This window comes from Mycobacterium sp. IDUB_5 (genome assembly GCF_055419565.1).
The window spans coordinates 654538-674848 of sequence record NZ_JBVAXX010000005.1 but is presented as its reverse complement, the minus strand read 5'-3'; the positions used below and the strand labels follow the sequence as shown (position 1 = coordinate 674848).

The 20311-nt window shown below is 69.1% G+C and carries 1 protein-coding gene; it reads right to left on the bottom strand.

From position 1 onward, the window contains the following. The coding region (locus tag ACZY1G_RS19970; RefSeq protein ID WP_463823400.1) for an amino acid adenylation domain-containing protein at nt 1–20309 on the bottom strand (20309 nt) is incomplete at its 3' end. Nucleotides 20310–20311 lie beyond the last annotated feature (2 nt).

The following is a 20311-nucleotide window of genomic DNA, read 5'->3' as shown; positions in this document are numbered from 1 at the left end:
AGGGGTAGGAATGCTGCGCCGGTTTTGGTGGTGGCGATCAGGGCCACGATCAACTCGAGGGATCGGGGTAGTTGGATTCCGACGACGGTGCCGGGGCGGGCGCCGTGGGCGTGTAGGCGGGCGGCGTAGCGGTTCGACCATGCGTCGAGTTCGGCGTAGGTGACCTCGACACCCTCGAACGACAACGCAACAGCCCACGGTGTCCGAGCAGCCTGGGCAGACACCATCGCGGCCAGATCAGTTTGCGGCACAGTATGTTTCGTGTCGTTACGCTCGACGACGATGCGCGTCCGCTCCTGTGGAGAGAGGATGTCGATATCGCCGACACGGATGCCGGTGTCGCCTGCGACGGCGTCACACACCATCTTCAATCGTCGGCCGAGCGCGACCGCAGACTCCCGGTCGAACAGGTCGGCGCTGTACTCGACCGTCAGCGTCGCGCTGTCATCGGCGTGTTCTATCAGCGCCAGACCGAGATCGAACATCGCGGCACTGATCGCAGGTTCGTGCCAGCGGGCCGGGAGTCCGAAAGCCGTGGTGTCGTCATCAGTCCTGCGGTAATGACCGATGAAGACGTTGAACAGTGGGTTGCGGCCGGGAACGCGGGGTGGGTTCAGGGCTTCGACGATGCGGTCGAACGGCAGATCGGCGTGGGCGAACGCGTCGAGATCGTCGGTGCGGATGCGAGTGAGCAGCTCGGTGAAGGTCGGGTTACCCGAGACCTCGGTGCGCAGCACGACCGTGTTGACGAACAGGCCCACGAGATCGTCGAGTGCGGTGTCGTCGCGACCGGCCACCGGGGTTCCGACGACGATGTCGGTGCCAGCACCCAACCGGCGCAACAGAACCGCCACCGCCGCATGCAACACCATGAGCATGCTCGCGTGATGTGTTGCCGCGAGATCGCGCAGCGCGGCGGCGGTGTCGGCGCCCAACTCCACGGCAATGCTGCCGCCGGTGCCGGAGGGAGTGGCGGGGCGGGCGCGGTCGGTGGGGAGGGGGAGTTCGTCGGGGGCGTCGGCCAGGGTGTCGGTCCAGAACTGCAGATGTTCCTCGGCGGTCTGGTCGAGCAGGTGGTGTTGCCACAGGGCGTAGTCGGCGTACTGGACCGGTAGTGCTTCCCAGGTCGGTGACTGTCCGGAATGGCGTGACGTGTAGGCGTGTTCGAGATCTGTCAGCAGGGGTGCGTCCGACCATTCGTCGGTGGTGATGTGGTGCAGCAGCAGCACCACGGTGGTGGTGCGGTCGGGGTGGCGGATCACCGTGATGCGCAGCGGTGTCTCTCTACTGAGGTCGAACCGGTGGGCGGTGAGCCGCTCGATCTGCTCGTCGAGGGGTGTGGCGTCGTCGTCGAGGACCTCGACCGGAGCACCGGTGTCGGGGGCCAGGATGTGTTGGGCGAAGCCGGTGTCGTGTTCGGTGAACACCGTGCGCAGGCTCTCGTGCCGGGCGACCACATCGCCCACCGCGGCGACGAACGCCTCGACATCGAAGTCGGCCCCCACCGTGACAACCAGGGGATAGTTGTAGACCGTGCCGGTCTCGGCGAGCCGGTCGACGATCAGCATGCGTTCCTGGGCCGCCGAGACCGGCACGAGCGCCGGACGGTCCTGGGCGACCAGTTCCGGACGGATGCGCGCCCGGGCGGACGCACCGTCGATCAGGTCGGCCAACCCCGCCACCGTCGGATGGTCGAACACATCCCGCAGCGACAGCTCCACCCCGAACACCGACCGCACCCTGCTGATCAACCGAATACTCGACAACGAATGACCACCGAGTGCAAAGAAATCCGCGTAGACCCCGGCGATCGGAACCCCCAGGATCTCGGCGAAGCAGTCGCACAGGTCGTGCTCGGTTGCCGTATCGGGTGCGCGCCCGGCGTCGACCTCGGGAGCGATGTCGGGCAGCGCCCGCACGTCGAGTTTGCCGTTGTCGGTCAGCGGCAGGATGTCGACCACTCCGATGGCGGCAGGCACCATGTGTTGCGGCAGTAAGGTTTTCAGATGGTTCCGTAGTTGCGCGGGAACGTCCGCGGCGCCGGGTGCGACGACGTAGGCGATGAGCCGGTGCGACCCGGACGGGTCCGGGGTGGCGATCACCGCCGCCTGTGCGACGGCCGGGTGATCGTGCAGTGCGGCCTCGATCTCGCCGAGTTCGACACGGTAACCCCGGATCTTCACCTGGTCGTCGGACCTGCCGAGGTAGTCGATGTTTCCGTCCCGTCGACGACGGACGACGTCACCGGTGCGATACATGCGGTCGCCGGACCGGAACGGGTTCGCGACGAATCGCTGGGCCGTCAGGTCCGCCCGACCGCGGTACCCGTGTGCCAACCCTGCTCCCGAGATGTACAGCTCGCCGGCCACCTCGTCGGGCACCGGACGCATCCAGGCGTCGAGGACGTACACCCGGGTGTTCCAGATCGGTGCGCCGATCGTGGGTGTCGCGCTGTCGTCGGTGCCGGCGCCCAGGGTGTTGATCGTGTATTCGGTCGGTCCGTAGAGGTTGTACCCGTACGTGGTGTCGCTGTCGCGCAGTCGATTCCAGATCGTCGCCGATACCGCCTCGCCGCCCAGCAGCACGAGGACCGGTGGGTGCGGCGGATCGAGCAGACCCTGTTCGAAGAGCAGGCCCGCGTAGGTCGGTGTCACGTTGACGACGTCGATCTCGTGGTGCTGGCAGTACGCGACCAGAGCCTCGGCGTCACGGCGCAACTCCTCGTCGCAGATGTGGACTTCGTGCCCCTCGATCAGCCACAGGAGTTCCTCCCACGACATGTCGAACGAGAACGACACGGTGTGCGCGATGCGCATGCGCCGGCCGCCGGCCCTGGCGATCGCCGGGCCGAAGATCGCATCGCGGTGATTGAGGTGCATGTTGGTCAGGCCACGGTGCGGGGTCGACACCCCCTTGGGGGTGCCGGTCGAGCCCGAGGTGTAGATCAGGTAGGCCAACCCGTCGAGGGGCGGCGTGTAGCCGTCCCACTCTGCCTGTGCGCGAGCCACTGTCGTGGCGACAGCGGGATCGTCGAGTACCAGGTGTCGGCAGTTTCGCCCCGACAGCGCGCCGATCCGGTCAGCCACCGCGCTGGTGGTGAGCACGCAGGCGGGCCGGGCGTCGTCGAGCATCACCCGCAGCCGGTCATCGGGATAGTCCAATTCCAGTGGCAGGTACGCCGCACCGGTACGCAGGACGGCGAACAGGGCGACCACGGCGTCGATCGACCGAGGAATGGCGAGTGCCACCGTCGCGCCCTCGCCGATGTCGTTCTCACGCAGTGTCCACGCCAGCTGGTCGATCGCAGTCTGGAGGGTGCCGTAGTCGATGCGGCGATTCCCGCACACCAATGCGGTCAGCTCCGGCGACACCTGCGCCCGCTGCGCGAGGAGGTCGGTGACCGGTGCCGGCGGCAGCGGCCGATCTGTCGCGCTGTCAGCTGCCGAGAGCTGTGATCGCTCGTCGGTCAGCAGCAGCGGAACGCTGCCCAGGAGATCGGCTCCCCGCGCCAGTGCGAGGAATTCGAGCACCTGCTGCAACCGGTCGAGCAGTCGTTGGGCGTGATCACGGTCGACGACGTCCGGGCGGTACTCCAGCTTGACCCACAACCGTCTGCCCGGGGACGCAACCCAGGTCAGTGGGTAGTGCGAGGCGTCCACGGAGTCGTGTCCGACGATGCCGTGCTCGGTTTCCAGATCGGTGAAGGTGTCGTCATCGAGGAAGTTCTGCAATACGAACAGGCTGTCGAAAAGCGGTGTTCCCGAGGCGAACCCGTCCGCTGCGGACAGGGCGCGCTGGATGTCGCCCAGGCCGAGGTACTCGTGGTCCATCAGGGCCAGTCGGTCGGACTGCACAGCCTGCACGGCGTCGTCCAGTCGGCGCTCCGGAGACAGCCGCACCCGCGTGGGAACGGTGTTGAGGAACAGGCCGATGACGTCGGCGATCCCGTCGATCTCGGTCGGTCTGCCGGCGACAGTGGACCCGAACACCACGTCCGAGCTCGCTGTTTCGTAGCCGATCACCATCGCCAACGCAGTGCTGATGACCGCATTGAGCGTCACGCCGCATTCGCGTGCCCGGGCCCGCAGTGCACTGGTCTGGTCGGGGGACAGGAGGAATTCCAGCCGCAACGCGAGCGTCGGCTCGGTACCCACCGCGGACGGAACCAGCAACGAGGGGCCGTCCCGACCGGCCAGCGCTTGCACCCATCGACGAGTCGACTCGTCGGTGTCGCGCTCGGCGAGCCACGCCAGGTAGTCCGTGAAGTCGGCGGTGGCGACGGGGAGGTCGGCCGATTCGCCCTGGCGGGCCGCTGAATACGCGCTGAACAGTTCTCTGAGCAGCTGCTCGCGAGACCATCCGTCGAGAAGCAGGAAGTGATAGCTGAAGATCAGCCGGTCGCCACGCGCGGTGCGGACCACCGTGAACCGCGCCAGTGGTGGCGACGACAGGTCGAAGACGCGCTCGCGGTCCGCACGGGTGATGCGGTCCAGTTCCGAGTCGATATCCGCCGAGCTGGCCGCAGCGTCGGCCAGGTCGATCACCTCGACGGCCACCGGCGGATCGACGGCGATCGCGGCGACGGGTTCGGGCACCCCGTCGGCCCAGAATGCCGACCGGAGAACGGGATTGCGCTTCATCACCAGTGCGTAGGCGCTCTGCAGCGCGGCGACGTCGACAGGGTCGGCCATGTCGAAGACGTTCTGCACGATGTACACCGCGGCCGGTGAGTACCTCGCCTGGAAGTACACGCCCTGCTGCAGCGGCGACAGCGGCCAGATCGTCTCGACGGGGACGGGCACGGCGGTGAGTACCGCGTCGACCTGATCCTGGTCGAGTGTGACCAGCGGGAGGTCCGACGGCGTCACGGTGCGTTCGGCGCTCCCCGCAGCTTCGCCGAGCTCCTGCAGCACGCTGACCCAGTGGCCGGCGATGTCGGTGGCGTCGCGTTCGGAGAACTCTCCGTCGGCGTAGGTGAACACCGCACGCAACTGCGGGCCCGCCGCTGTGTCGTCGCAGTGGGCGTTGACCTCGAGCAGATACGGCGTGCCGAGGTCGGGGTCGGGATCGGTGCACAGTGTTTCCGGTGCCGGTTGCCAGTCGCCGTCCCCGTGCGACGACCGCCCGAGATAGTTGAGCAGCAGCTGGGGCGCCGGTAGCCGGCCCAGCGCGGCGGCGGTCCGCGGGTTGCAGTAGCGCAACAGCCCGAACCCGATGCCGCCGTCGGCGGCCGACCGCACCGCTTCCTTGACATCGCGCAGCGCCGTCACCAGATCGGTCTCGCCGCAGGGCAGTCGGACGGGTGCGATGGCGGTGAACCACCCGACGGTGCGGGACAGGTCGAGGTCCTGCCCCCAGCGGTCACGGCCGTGACGTTCGAGGTCGACGACCAGGGGTGCGTCGGCCACTCGACCGGTGGAACGCCGCCACCGGGTCACCGCGACCGCCAGGGCGGCCACCAGTGTCTCCGTCACGTCGGCGTTGGCCAGCGCGGGGACGGTGGTGAGAAGCGGCGCCGTCTCGGAGACGCCGAGTGTGACCTCGTGGTCGCGCGTCGCGCCCACCGTGAGTCCCACGGTCAGCGCATCGGGGTCGAGTTCCCCACCGGGAGCCAGCGTGGCGGACCAATGCTCGAACTCCGCGAGTCGAGACGCCCGCTGGGCCTCCTCGTTTACTGCGCGCGCATAGGCGCGGTACGTGGTCGGCACCTCGGGCAGCGCGTCGGCGCCGCGCCCGGGCTGGCGGCACGCTTCGGCGAGATCGTCGATCAGGATGTGCCAGGACACCGCGTCGACAGCCAGATGGTGGACCACGAGGACCAGGCGGCCCTGCGCGTCGGAGCCGCGGTCGAACCACACGGCCTGCAGGATCGCCGACGACTCAGGATCCAGGCGGTCAGCCGCGGCATTCGACTCGGCCGCGATGGCCTCGGCGAACTCGTCCTCGGTCAGGTCCGATGCATCGACGCGAGTGACTGGAGCGGCGCCGTCGGCGAGGGTCTCCAACGACCACAGGCTGGGTACCGGGCGCAGCAGGCGCATCCGAAGTGCGTCATGGCGGGCGACGACCGCGCGCAGGGCGGACTGCAGTACCTCGACGGTGAGGCCGGGCGGTGTCCGCAGTATTTCGCTCTGGTTGAAACGGGTGATGGTGCCGCCCAGTTCGGCCTGACGCATCACGATCGGTGTCAAGGGGACTTCGCCCGCCATCGCGGCCGGATCGACTGTCGCCGCCGGCGGTGCGTCTGGAGCAGCCACCTCGGCCAACGCTGCGGGGGTGCGTGCGGTGAACACCTGCTGGGGGGTGATGCGCATGCCGGCCCGTCGAGCGAGGTTGACGAGCTGGATGGCCACGATGCTGTCGCCGCCCATCGTGAAGAAGTCGTCGTGCACACCGACGGGCACGCGCAGGATCTGACTGCACAGGTCGGCGATCTGAGCCCCGGCTCCGCCCTGCCGCGCCTCGACTGCTCCGTTGGCGTGATGGGGAGCCGGCAATGCGGCGCGATCCAGCTTGCCGTTGACGGTCAAGGGGAGTTCCTCCAATGTGACAAACGTCGCGGGCACCATGTAACCCGGAATACTTTGTGCCAAAGCAGTTTTGATGTCCGTGATAGCGAGTGGTCGCGAAGTGACGAGGTATCCGACCAGAGTGGTCCGTCCCGAGTCGTCCGTGTGTACCGCGGCGGCGGCGTTACGGACCTCGGGCAGGGTCGCCAGTGCGGTCTCCACCTCCCCGAGCTCGATGCGATAACCGCGGATCTTCACCTGATGGTCCGAGCGCCCGACATAGATCAGCTCGCCGGTGGCAGTCCGCATCGCGGTGTCCCCGCTGCGGTAGAGCCGGCGGCCCCTGACGTCGTGCGGATCGGCGACGAACCGACTGGCGGTGAGACCAGGTCTGCCGACGTACCCGCGGGCGAGTTGAGCACCGGAGACGTAGATCTCACCGACGACGCCGACAGGCACGTGCCGTAGCTGCTCGTCGAGCAGGTGCATCGTCAGACCGGGAAGCGCGCCACCTATGACGCCGCGTTCGGCGGCATCCCGCGGTGTCAGACGACGGTGGGAGACGTGCACGCAGGTTTCGGTGATGCCGTACATGTTGACCAGCGCCGGCCCTGCGTCGTCACGGTCGAGCCATCCGCCCAGCCGCGAGGCGTCGAGCGCTTCGCCGCCGAAAATCACGTAACGCAGCGCCAACTCGGGGCGCAGCCGCTTCTCGGCGTCGACGAGTGGATAGAACGCCGACGGCGTCTGGTTCAGCACGGTCACCCGCTCCGCGGACAGCAATCGCAGGAAGCGTTCGGGGTCCCGTGCGTCAGCGCTGCCCACCAGGACCAGTCGGGCACCGTGGCGCAGGGCGCCCCACATCTCCCAGACGGAGAAGTCGAACGCCGCGGAGTGGAACATCGTCCAGACGTCGTCGGCGGTGAAGTCGAAACGCTGTGCTGCACCGGCGAAGAGCGCCGCGACGTTACGGTGGCTGACCTCGACTCCCTTGGGGGCACCCGTGGACCCGGAGGTGTAGATCACGTAGGCGGCATGATCGGCCAGTCCGGTCGCGGCAGCCGTGCCATGTGGTGGTGCGTCGTTCTCGGCGTCGGCGAGAACGACGGCAGGAACACCGACGTCGGGTAGTCGATGGTCTCCGACGGTCAGGACGCACACGGGCGCGGAGTCGCGGAGGATGTGACGCAGCCGCGGTTCGGGGGAGTCCGGATCCAGCGGAACGTACGCGCCGCCAGCCTTGGCGACGCCGACCAGCGCGACGATCAGATCACGCGAGCGCGGCAATGCCACGGCCACCCGCGATTCAGGGCGCACGCCCAGCCCCCTGAGGAAGGCCGCGACCCTGCTTGCCCGCGCGTCCAGTTCGGCGTAGGTCAGCGAACCGTCCTCATCGGTCACTGCGACGGCGTCGCTGTGCCGGTCGACCACATCCGAGAAGGTCTGGGCCAGTGTGTGTTCCGGTGCGTGGGTCGGCTCGGAAACAGTCTCGGTGACGGTACCCGGATCCAGCGCGGCGATCGGGGTGTCGGCGTCCTCGGCGCACGCGGCGAGGATCCGCTCGAGGTGATCGGCGTAGCGATCAGCCTGGTCGCGGTCGATCACCGTGGTGTCGTAGGAGATCTCGAAGGTCAGCTGGTCGCCGAGGTAGGCGACGACGGCCACCGGGTAGTGCGGGGCGTCGGCGCCGACGAAGCCGTCGAACGACAAGGCATCGGGGCCTGCCGACGATGCTGTGGCAGGGAAGTTCTCGACCACGACCAGGGTGTCGAACAGCTCCCGGGCGCCTGCGATTCTCGCCAGCTCGGTCAGCCCGAGATGGTGGGCGTCCAGCACGCCGCTCTGCCGGTCCTGCAGGTCGGTCAGCGCAGCACCGACCGTGGTGTCGTGCTGCCACGACATCACGACGGGAATGGTGTTGATCAGCAACCCGACCACGGACTCGACGCCCGGCAGATCACCGTCGCGACCCGAGACCGTGGATCCGAACACCACGTCGCGGCGATCGAGCAAGCGGCCCAACAGGATTCCCCAGGCGCCGTGCACGATCGCCGACATCGTGACGCCGCGGTCGCGGCCGAGGTGGGTGAGCGCGGCCGTGAGCTCGCCCGACAGATGCCGGGTGATGCTGCGGTGTTCGCCGCTCGCTGCTGCGCTCCGGTCGCCCAGCAGATGCGTGGGTGTCGCGTCGGCCAGCGTCTCGCTCCACACCGCGACGGCTGCGTCGTGGTCGCGAGCGAACACCGATTCGATGTGGTCGCGCAGCGTCACCGACACCGCCTCGAAGTCTGCCCGCTGCTCGACCACCGCGTTGTGCGCGGCCACGATGTCGCCGAATATCACCGGGTAGGACCACCCGTCGGCGATGATGTGGTGCATCGTCTGGATCAACCGGTGATCGTCGTCGGCCAGGGACACCAGGGTGTACCGCAGCAGCGGCGGCTGGGCCAAGTCGAAGGGGCGGTCCAGTTCCCGGCGGGCGATCTCGTCGAGATCTCCTGTCCTGGTCTGGATCTCGACCTCGACGTCGGACCAGATCACCTGTGCGAGACGGCCGTCCTCCAGCTCGGTGAAGCTGGCCCGCAACGCCTGGTGTCGGTCGACGACGCTCCGCACGGCCTGCCCCAGCGCGGCGGGATCGAGGGGCCCTGACAGCGTCGCGATCTGCTGGATGCGGTACGTGTCCACGGTGTCGGAAGAGGTCTCGGAGCCGCCGCCGAACATCGCGTGGAAGTACATGCCCTGCTGGAGCGGAAGAAGTGGCAGAACGTCCTGGACAGCGCCGCTCCGCTCCAGGGTGTCGACGTCGCTCTGGCTGAGCGCCACCAGCGGCAAGTCCGACGGGGTGCGGCCGGTGAGCGCCGAGCAGCGGGCGACGGCGTCAAGAGCGGCCCGCCACAGCTCGGCCAGCTCGCTGACGGCTTGCGCATCGAGTAGCTGCTCGGGGGAGGCCAGGGTGATGCCGAGCGATGGACCGTCGCTCGAATCCTCGGCGAGCACGGTGATCTCGAGAGCGACTGCAGGGTTCGTGGGGTCGACACCTTCCCGCAGTGCGCCGACGGCGGGCGCGGGGTCCCAGTCCCGGCCGGTCCCCCCGGCGAAGCGGCCGAGATAGTTGAACAGGATCTGCGGGGTCGGTGCGGTGAGCTCGGTGTCCGCATCCAGGTGGCGCAGCACGCCGTAGCCGATGCCGCGATCGGGGACGGTTCTGCGCTGTTCCTTGACGGCTTTCACCGCGGCGGCCAGGCGGTCGCCGGCGGCCAGCACGTCGGCCCACGCGAGATCGCCGGGATCCAGGCGCACCGGATAGATGGAGGTGAACCAGCCGATGGTGCGGGACAGATCCAGGGGGACGCCGACGGCGTCGGCTTCGCGGCCGTGTCCTTCGACGTTGATCACGGCGGCCGAGCCGGCAGCGCGACCGCGGGTGCGGCGCCACTGGTGCAGCGCCATCGCCAGAGTTGCGAGCAGTACGTCGTCGACAGCGCCGTGGAAGGCTGCCGGGACTGCCGACAGCACTGCGGCACTCGTACTCTCCGACAAGGAGTACGACTGTGTTGCCACGGTGTGCGCGAGGTCGACAGTCGGATCCAGTGGCCGCGAGCCCAGATCGGGGTCAGGGGTGGCGAGGACCTCGGCCCAGTACCCCGTCTGATCCGTGAAGGAGGCGGAGGTGCACAGCGCGTCGGCCCAGGTCCGGAACGGGGTCGGCTCGGCCTCGATGTGAATCGCCCCGCCGGACTGTGCCTGTGCCCATGCTTGGCGCAGATCGTCGGCCAGCACCCGCCACGACACGCCGTCGATGACGAGGTGGTGGATGACGAGCAGGAGCTGCCCGGGGTCAGACCCGGGGGCAGACCCGTCGTGCCAGACGGCCTGCACCATCACGCCGTCAGGGGGGGACAGCCGGGCTGCCGCGTCGGCGGTCACGGCGGCGATGGTGTTCTCGTCGAGTGCGGTGAAGGCGCGGCTGAGAATCGAGGCCGTGTCGGGCCCGCGCTCGGGAACGGTCAACTGCCAGCCGTCGGTGTGGTCCCGGAGTCGGGCCCGCAGCATGCCGTGCGCGTCGAGCAGGGCCGCGAGCATCTCGCGCAGGTGCGTCTCGGTCAGCGCGGGTGGAGTCGCCAGCACCATCGCCTGATAGAAGTTCGCCAACGGCGTTAGCGCCGAGGCGGTTTCGGCCAGCATCGGGGTCTGCGCGACATCACCGGTAACGACGACCGGGGTGGTGTCGACGGGACTTGCCGTGGCCTCGATGACCGCGGCGAGTGCGGCTACGGTGCGGCGCCGGAACACGTCGCGCGGAGTGACGTGCAGTCCCGCCGAGCGGGCCCGTCCGCACAGGGCGATCGAGGAGATGCTGTCGCCGCCCAGGGCGAAGAAATCGTCATCGGGGCCCACGGCGTCGAGATCCAGCACCGCCGCGACGATCTCGAGCAGCAACGCTTCACGCTCCGTGCGAGGCTCCCGGCTCTGAGTCCGGGTCGGAGCGACGGGCTCTGGCAGGGCAGAGGTGTCCAGTTTGCCGTTGACCGTCAGCGGCAGTGTGTCGACCACTCCGTAGCGGGTCGGCACCATGTAGGCGGGCAACACCGACGAGAGGTGTGCATGTAGTCGGCCCGCGAGTTCGACTGCGTCGATCGACGTGAGCGACGGAACGACATATGCGGCAAGTGTTTTCACCGGCGGGTCACCGGCTCGGGTGCGCACCACCACCGCGCAGCGGGCCACCTCGGGTGCGGCGGACAGCACGGTCTCGATCTCACCCAGTTCGATGCGATACCCGCGGATCTTCACCTGATCGTCGGCGCGGCCGAGATAGTCGAGCAGTCCGTCCTCGGGCCGATGCCGGACGAGGTCGCCGGTGCGGTACATCCGTCCGCCGGGAACGAACGGGTCGGCCAGCATCGAGGCCGCGGTGAGCGCAGGCCGGCGGTGATAGCCACGCGCCAACCCCGCGCCGGCGATGTAGAGCTCGCCGACGGTGCCGTCGGGCACCGGCCGTAGCGCACGGTCCAGCACGTAGGCGCGGGTGTTCCAGATCGGCCGACCCACGGTGGGTGTCACGCTCTCGTCGGTTCCGCCGCCGAGGGTGTTGATGGTGTATTCGGTGGGGCCGTAGAGGTTGTAGCCCGCGGTTCCCGGATGCTCACGAAGCACCGACCAGACGTGCTCGCTGACCGCCTCGCCGCCCAGCAGCACCAGCGCCGGGGTGTGGGTGTCGAGCAGCCCGGCGTCGAGTAGGTGGTGGGCATAGGTGGGGGTCACGTTGACGACGTCGATGGCGTGCTCGCGGCAGTAGTCGACCAGCGCAGGCGCGTCGCGCCGCAGATCTTCGTCGCAGATGTGCACGCGGTGTCCGTCGACGAGCCAGAACAGCTCCTCCCACGACATGTCGAAGGAGAACGAGACGGTGTGGGCGATGTCGAGCCGACTCCGACCGGCGCGGCGCACGGTCGGTGCGAAGATCGCGTCGCGATGGTTGAAGTACATGTTCGTCAACCCGGCGTACCCCGTGATGACGCCCTTGGGCGTGCCGGTGGAACCCGACGTGTAGATCAGGTAGGCCGGATGCTGCAGACGGTGCGCGCCGGTGGCGAAGTCGCCCAGTTCGGCGGCCGCGAGCGGATCCGATGATGTGGCCGTGAGGATGTCGCGCGTTGCATCGTCGTCGAGCACGACGACCTCAGCGCCGTGCTCGCGGCCGCACTCGGCGAGCTCGCGCTGGGCAGAGGTGGTGAGCAGCAGCGTGGGTCGGGCGTCGGCGACGACGGTGCGCAGCCGGCCAAGCGGCAGGTCGAGTTCCAGCGGCAGGTACGCCGCACCGGCCCGCAGCACGGCGAACAGCGCGACCACCATGTCCAGGGAACGGGGCAGGGCCAGCGCGACGAACGTCTCCGGGGCGGCACCGCGCTCGCGCAGGAAACGCGCCAGCTGGTTCACCCTCCGGTCGACGTCGCGGTAGGTCAGGTGCGCATCACCGAAGACGAGTGCGACGTCGTCTGGGCGCCGACGGGCCTGGTGCGCCAGTAGCTCGGCGATCGTGACCGGCTCGACAGGATTCGCGCCTCGATGGCCCTGTGGCGTCGCCGCGATCGGCACCTGACCCAGCGCGGTGGTGGGTGACTCGGCAAGTGTCTGCAGTACAGCCAGAAGGCGGTCGACCATCTCCTGGGCGCGCCGGTCGTCGACCACCCGGTATTCGAGTTTCACGGTCAGACGCCGACCCGGCGTCAGCACCCACGTCAGCGGGAAGTGGGTGGTGTCGTGGTAGTCGACGTCGACGATGCCGTGTGCGGCGTCCAGATCGACGAAGGTGCCCTCGCCGAGGAAGTTCTGCAGCACGACAAGGGAATCGAACAGCGCTGCACCGGAATCACCTGCCGCTCGCTGGATCTGACCCAGACCCAGGTGGTCATGGGCCATCATGGTCAGCCGCTGCTCGGCGATCGCACCGATCACGTCGGCCAGGGTCTTCGCGGGGGACAGGTCGACTCTGACCGGCACCGTGTTGAGGAACAATCCGATCGTCTCGTCGATACCGACGAGTTCGCCGGGTCGTCCGGCCACGGTGGTGCCGACGACGGTGTCGGTGGTGCCTGCGTGATACCCGGTCACCACGGCGACCGCGGCGGTCACAACGGCGTTGAGAGTGACTCCGAGAGCTGCCGCCGTGTCGGCCAATCCGGTCGTGACCCGCTCGTCGGCCGTGACGACGATGCGGCCCGGTTCGATGTCGGCGGGAGCTTCGGTGGGTCGGTGTCCGCTGGCCGACGTGGGTCCGTCGAGCCCCGAGAGCAGGTCGGCCCATGCGGTGAGCGCGCCGGTTTCACCGGTGCGTTCGAGCCAGCGCAGGTAGTCGGTGACCACACCCGGACGTGGCTCCAGGGCCCCCTGTTGTCCGTGAGAGTCGTACAGCGCGAACAGCTCTCGCAGCACCAGTTCTCGGGACCAACCGTCGAACAGGAGGAAGTGGTAGGTCAGCAGTATCCGGTCGTCGCCCCCGGGCAGGCGGACCACGGTGAGCCGCAGCAGCGGTGGGGCGCCGAGATCGAACGGCGTTGTCCTGTCTGCATCGATGACGGACTGCAGGGCGACGGCAGCGTCGGACGCGTCGCGGTCGGCCAGGTCCACCACGTTGATCGGCGAGGGGGGTTGGCTCAGCACGACCTGGACCACCGCGCTGGCATCGGCCGCGGGGCGGGCTTCGACGTGCTCGACGGTGCGAAACCCGGCCCGTAGCTGGGGATGGCGGGCGAGCAGCGCGGTGAACGCGGCCTGCATCGCCTCGACATCGATGCGGCGGTCGACGGTGAACACGTTCTGCGCGATGTAGGTGGAGGTGAGGTCATCGCCGAGCGTGCACTGGTAGTAGACACCGTGTTGCAGTGGCGAGAGCCCCCAGATGTCGTCGAGTGCCTCTGCCGCGGTCAGCTGTTGCAGGGTCGCTAGCGACAGGCGGACCGTTGCGAACGGTGGCGAGGAGTCCGTGTGTGTCGTCCCCTCGGCGGCCAGCGCGGCGATGCCGATTGCGGTGCGTCCCCGGAATACGTCCTCCGCGGTGACCGAAACGCCCTGGCGGGCAAGCCTGCTCGTCAGTCGGATCGCGGCGATGCTGTCGCCGCCTGCGGCGAAGAAGTCCGTGTCCGCCCCGAGCTCGGATGCGTCGGAGCCGAGGACACCGGCGATCGTCTCGACGATCACCTGCTGCCGCGCATCGGCGGCGACTGCTCGCGCGGCCGTCGACTGTGGTCGGGCCACCTCGCGAAGGGCCGCGTGGTCGCGTTTTCCGTTGGGCAGCAACGGGATGGCGGAAACGGCGGTGATAGTCGCGGGGACCAGATGAGCGGGGAGCTCACCGCGCAATGCTGCCTGCAGGTGTTCGGTATCCGGCGGCTCCGGCGTGAGGACGACCACCGCGGCCAGAATGGCACCGACACCGACGACGGCCGCATCGACCACGCCCTGCTGGCGCAGCAGCGCCGTCTCGATCTCGCCGGGCTCGACGCGGTGGCCGTTGATGCTGAGCTGATCGTCCGAGCGCCCCGCGAAGACCACGGTGCCGTCGGGCTGCCAGGCGCCCAGGTCGCCGGTGCGGTACACCCTCTGCCCGCCCGGCGCGGCGACGAACCGGGTTGCTGTCTGCGCCGGCCGATCCAGGTAGCCGCGCGCCAGTTGTGTTCCGCCTACGAAAATCTCGCCGATCACACCGCCGGGTAGCTCGCCCAGGTGCCGATCGAGGATGCGGACGAGCGCACCGGGTACCGGCGCTCCGAGGGTGACCGTGTCGGCGAGCTGCTCCCCGGCCAGAACGTCACCGGTCACCTCGGACGATCCGTAGGAGTTCACGACGGTCGCACCGGTACCGCGCAACGACGAGAGATCGGCGGCGGTGAGTGGCTCGCCGCTGACGATCCACCGGCGCACCGCGGCGACGTCGTCGCGGTGATCGTCGGCCAGGGCCGCCGCCAGCGACGGAACGGCGAGCATCTGGTGGACGTCGTGGTCGGCGATCAACCCGGCCAGAGCGCGCCCGTCACGAGCGGCGTGGTCGTCGGCGAGCACGGTGCACGCACCGGCCGCCAACCCTGCGAGCAGTTCGGTGGTGCCGTCGATGAACGACAGTGAACTCTTGGCCAGCCGACGCTCTGCCGGCCAGGCGCTCATCGCCCACCGCAGGCGGTTCGCCAGCGCCCCATGGGTACCGACGACCGCCTTGGGCTCCCCGGTCGAACCAGATGTGTACAGCACGGAGACCGCGTCGTGCGGACCGACCGGGGCGGGACTGACGTCGTGGTCCGACCGGTGGTCCGTCTCACCGACGGCGGCGACGTCGATCAGTGCGGTGGCCTGGGGCAGCGCGGGGTGGATGACGCCGCGACCGGCGGCGTCGACGAGCGCGGCGCGCGGGCGGGCGTGACCGATCATGAAAGCGATTCGCGCCGCGGGGTATCCGAGGTCGACGGGGAGGTAGGCCGCACCCGTCAACGTGATCGCCCACAGGCCTGCGACCAGGTCGGTGGACCGCGACATCGCCAGGGCCACCACGTCACCACGCCCCACGCCCGCCTCGAGCAAATGTGCGGCGATGGCGGCGGCACGGGAGCGCAGGGCGCCGAACGTCACAGCACCGTCGGCGGTCAGCAGCGCGACCTCGTGCCGACGCGTGCGTGCGGCGGCGTCCAGGAGCTCGGTGAGGGTGCCTGCGGCCTGCTCGGGTGACGAATCAGTTGCCGGGGCGATCGGGACACGGGCGCAGGGCACGTCAGGGTCGGCCGCCATGGCCGTCAGCACCTCGGCGAACACGGTCGCGACAGTGTCGGCGAAGTCGTCGGAGATGTCGCTGCGCGAGTTGGTGACGGTCATCGACAGCGCATCGCGCACGGTGATCATGACTGTCAGCGCGTAGTGGGGTGCTTCGATGACCCTGATCTCGCCGAAGCTCAGGTCACCACGGGAAAGGTCGGCGGAGCCGAGGTTCTCGATGACGACGAGCGAGTCGAAGAGTTCGTCGACGCCGGCGATGCGATGAGCCTCCGGCAGAGTGAGGTGATGGTGACCGAGCAGTGCCGCCTCCTGCTGGCCGAGGCGGGCGGCGACCGTACCGGCGGACTCCTCAGGTGCCCACGGGACGCGAACGGCGATGGTGTTCACCAGCAGCCCCACCATCTGCTCGATGCGGGGCAGATCTGCGTCGCGGCCGGACACCACCGAGCCGAACGTCACATCGGTGCGACCCGTCAGACGCCCGATGGTCAACGCCCACGCGGTGTGCAGGAACGTGCTGACGGTCACGCCGGCTGCGGAGGCGGCGGACGCGACGGTGTCGCGATCTCCCAGGCCACGCTCGCGCCGGCCGAATCCCATGGCGTCGTCGCCGGCCGTGCCATCAGCTGCCGCGACCCGGGTCGGCGCGTCGATGCCGGCCAGCACGGGCGCCCACGCGGCGTGATCGGCGACGGTGTCACGCTGAGCCAGCCACGTCGTGAAGTCCCTGAAAGATACTGCAGCAGTGGTGAACTCGGTGTCTTGGTAGGCAATGAGCAGGTCCCGTAGCACCAACGGCACCGACCACCCGTCGGCCACCAGATGGTGCACTGTCTGCACCATCGTGGTCCGCACGTCGTCGCGGCGCACGAGGGTGTACCGCGTCAGTGGCGGGCGGGTCAGGTCGAAGCCGCGGCGTCTGTCCGCGGCCGCGCACCGTTCGACCACGGCGTCGGCGTCTGCGCCGCGGGCGTCCACGACGCTGAAATCCGGTGCCGGAGTGTGGGCGTGCACGGCGACCGGCGTGCCGTCGGCGAGGGTGACGAACGCCGCGGACAGCGCGAGGTGGCGCGCAGCGACGACGTCGGTTGCCCGCTGGAAGCGTTCGACATCCAGTGGCCCGTGAATGTCGACGATCTGCTGCACGAGATACGGATCGGCGTGCCGGCTGAATGTCGAATGGAAATAGATGCCCTGCTGGACAGGCGTCAGCGGCAACACGTCGCGCAGCCCGGGATATCGCTGCTCCAAGTCGACGACGTCGGGATCGCTCAGTGCCACGCCGCCGAAATCCGACACGCTGTGACCGCGGACGTCGTCGCTGTCGGCGATTTGCTCCAGCAGCGTGATCCACCGCGTGGCCAGAGCATTCACCTCGGCGATGTCGAGCACGTGACCCGGCCAGCTGAAGGTGGCACGCAGCACCGGCCCGTCACCGGTGTCGGCGGCTTCGGCGTTGATTTCCAGTAGGCGCGGAAGCGGCATCGCGGGGTCGCGACCCTCCAGCACCCCGTGTTCGTCGAACGTCCACGGCCCGTCGGTGGCATCGAAGCGGCCGAGGTAGTTGAACAGAACCTGCGGTGTGGCCGCGAGCTCGGCCACGCCCCCAAGATGGCGCAGCACGCCGTAGCTCAGGCCGTGCGAGGGGACGGCACGCAGCTGGTCCTTGATCGAGCGCACCACCGCACCCAGGGCCGGGCCCCCGGCCAGCGCGGCGCGCCAGTCGGCACCGCCGTCGCCCAGCCGGACCGGATACAGCGTGGTGAACCAGCCGACGGTGTCGGACAGGTCGACATCACCGACCCGGCCGGCCTCGCGGCCGTGGCCTTCCATCTCGATCGTGACCGTGTCGGTGTCGTCGATCCCGCGGTCGGTGAGCCACTCGCGCAGCGCGAGGAACAGGGCGGCCACCAGTGCGTCGTTGACGTGGCCGTGGATCCGCTCGGGCACTGAGGAGAGCACCGCGTCGGTAGCTGCGGGGGACAGCGTGACGGTCAGGCCTTCTTCGGTGGCGACGGTGTCGCGCCGAGGGTCCAGAGGCACGACCGTCCAGCACTTTTCGTCAGCCGCATCGCCGGCGACGGTGTCGAGCCAGTAGTCGCGGTCGGCGTCGAACACACCGTGGGCGGTGGCCTCGGCGAGGTGTGTCGCCCAGGCGCGGAACGCGGTGCGGGTCGGTGGGAGTTCGAGCTCGGCGCCCGCGGCGAGCTGCCGGTGGCCGGCGGCGAAGTCATCGGCCAGGATGCGCAGCGAGATGCCGTCGACCACGACGTGGTGAGCGACGATGACGAGCCGGCCACTGGCGGTGCCGCAGGTCAGCCAACCGACCGCCACCATGATCCCGGCTGCCGGATCGAGAAGCTCGACCAGACGGTCGCGCATCGCCGGAACACCCTCTGCCAGAGGTGCGGTGAGGAGCGGGGTGCGCGGTGCGGTCGCGGGTATCTGGAGGCGGGCGGCCGCCCCGGGTGTCGACGCCCACAGCACCGGATGTCGGGCGAACACCGCGTCGACGAGCCGGCGGACGACGGCCTCGTCGAGATCGGGCGGGGTGATCAACGACATGCCTTGATAGAAGCCACGCATCGCCGTCGCGCCGGTTCCGCCGGTGTCGGCTACCTCGTCGAGCCAGTGCAGGATCGGCGTCGCGGGCAGGGGCCCGGTGGGGTCGATCGGCTCGACGTCGGCGGGCACCGGTGCTGCGTCGACGAGAAGCGGTGCGAGTGCGGCGACGGTGCGGTGGGTGAACAGGTCGCGGGGCCGCAGCGAGAAGCCATGCGCCCGGAGGCGGCCGACCACGCGGATCGCGACGATGCTGTCGCCGCCCAGTCCGAAGAAGTCGTCGTCGACGCCGATCTCGTCGAGGTCGAGAGCATCCGCGAAGGCCCGGCAGAGAACCTCTTCGCGGGGAGTGCGGGGTGCGCGCCGGCGGTGGTCCTCACGCACCGGCGGTGCGGGCAGCGCTGCGCGGTCGGTCTTTCCGTTGGCAGTCAGGGGGATCGCGTCGAGGGCGACGAAGTCGGTGGGCACCATGTACTCGGGCAGCCGGGACAGGCACCACCGGGACACCTCGCCGTGGAGGGCGGCATCGTGGACGGCGCCCGGTTCGGTGACCAGATAGCCGATGAGGCGGTCTGCGGCGCCCTGCCGGTGCACCGCCACCACGGCCCGCCGCACCGCGGGATGCTCGGCGAGGTGGGTTTCGATCTCTTCGAGTTCGATGCGACGACCCCGGATCTTGACCTGGTTGTCGGCGCGGCCGAGGAACTCCAGGGTGCCGTCGTCGGTCCAGCGGGCCAGGTCGCCGGTGCGATACATGCGTGCCCCGGTGGTGTCGAACGGGTTCGCGATGAATCGGGAAGCGGTCAGCGACGGGGCGTTGACGTATCCGCGGCCCAGCAGGAAGCCGGCGGCGTAGAGCTCGCCGCCGACTCCCGGCGGAACCGGTTGCAGCGCGTCGTCGAGGACGTAGAGCTGGGTGTGCGGGTTGGGTCTGCCGATAGAGGTCGCGATCCGTTCGGCGGTGTCCCGGTAGATCACATGCGAGACGCCGATGGTCGCCTCGGCCGGGCCGTACCCGTGGTAGAGCGTGGTGTCGAGCTGGCGCCGGAACCGGGCGAACAGGCCCGGAGTGAGGACCTCGCCGCCACACCACACGTGGCGCAGTGACGTCAGCGCCCCGGGCGCGCCGTCGGCGCTGTTGAGTCGGTCGAGTTCGAGCAGGGTGTCCAGCATCGAGGACACCAGGTAGACGAACGTCACCCGCTCGGTGGCGATCAGCTCGAGCAGATACTCCGGATCCTTCTCGGCGTCCGGGGCGGCGATCACCACGCGACCGCCGCTGATCAGAGGCAGCAGGATCTCGTTGACCGAGATGTCAAAGGACAGAGGTGCTTTGAACAGCGCGGCGTCATCGTGGCCGAATCCGAGGATGTGGTCACGCTGCCAGAGCAGGCGTTCGGCGATGGCCTCGTGGCGGATCATCGCCCCTTTGGGCTTGCCCGTCGACCCGGAGGTGAAGATCACGTAGGCGAGCCCGCCGGGCAGGATCGGCACGTCCGGGGGTGTCGTGGACTGGTCGTCGAGCCGCCGGTCGTGGAGGTCGAGCGTGACGGTGTCGACACCCCAGTCGCTGTGATCGGACGGGGTGATGACCGCGCATCGAACGCCGGCGTCGGCGAGCACCTGGCGGCGGCGCTGCGCTGGCCAGGTGGGGTCGACGGGAACGAAGGCCGCGCCTGCGATCATGGCGGCCAGCACGCAGACGACCATCTCGGCAGACCGCGGCAGACCGACGGCGACAACGTCTTCGGAGGTCACCCCGTGATCGAGCAGTGTGTGCGCCAGCGCGACGGTGCGCGCTTCGAGTTCGCGGTAGGTCAGCTGCCGGGTTCCGTCGACGACGGCCACCCTGTCCGGGGTCTGCGCCCACTGCGCGGTGATCAACGCGGGCACCGTCACACGCTGCTCCGGTGTCGTGTGGTTGTTCCACTGGTCGAGCAGATCGACGACGTCCAGCGACTCGGCGGTCACGA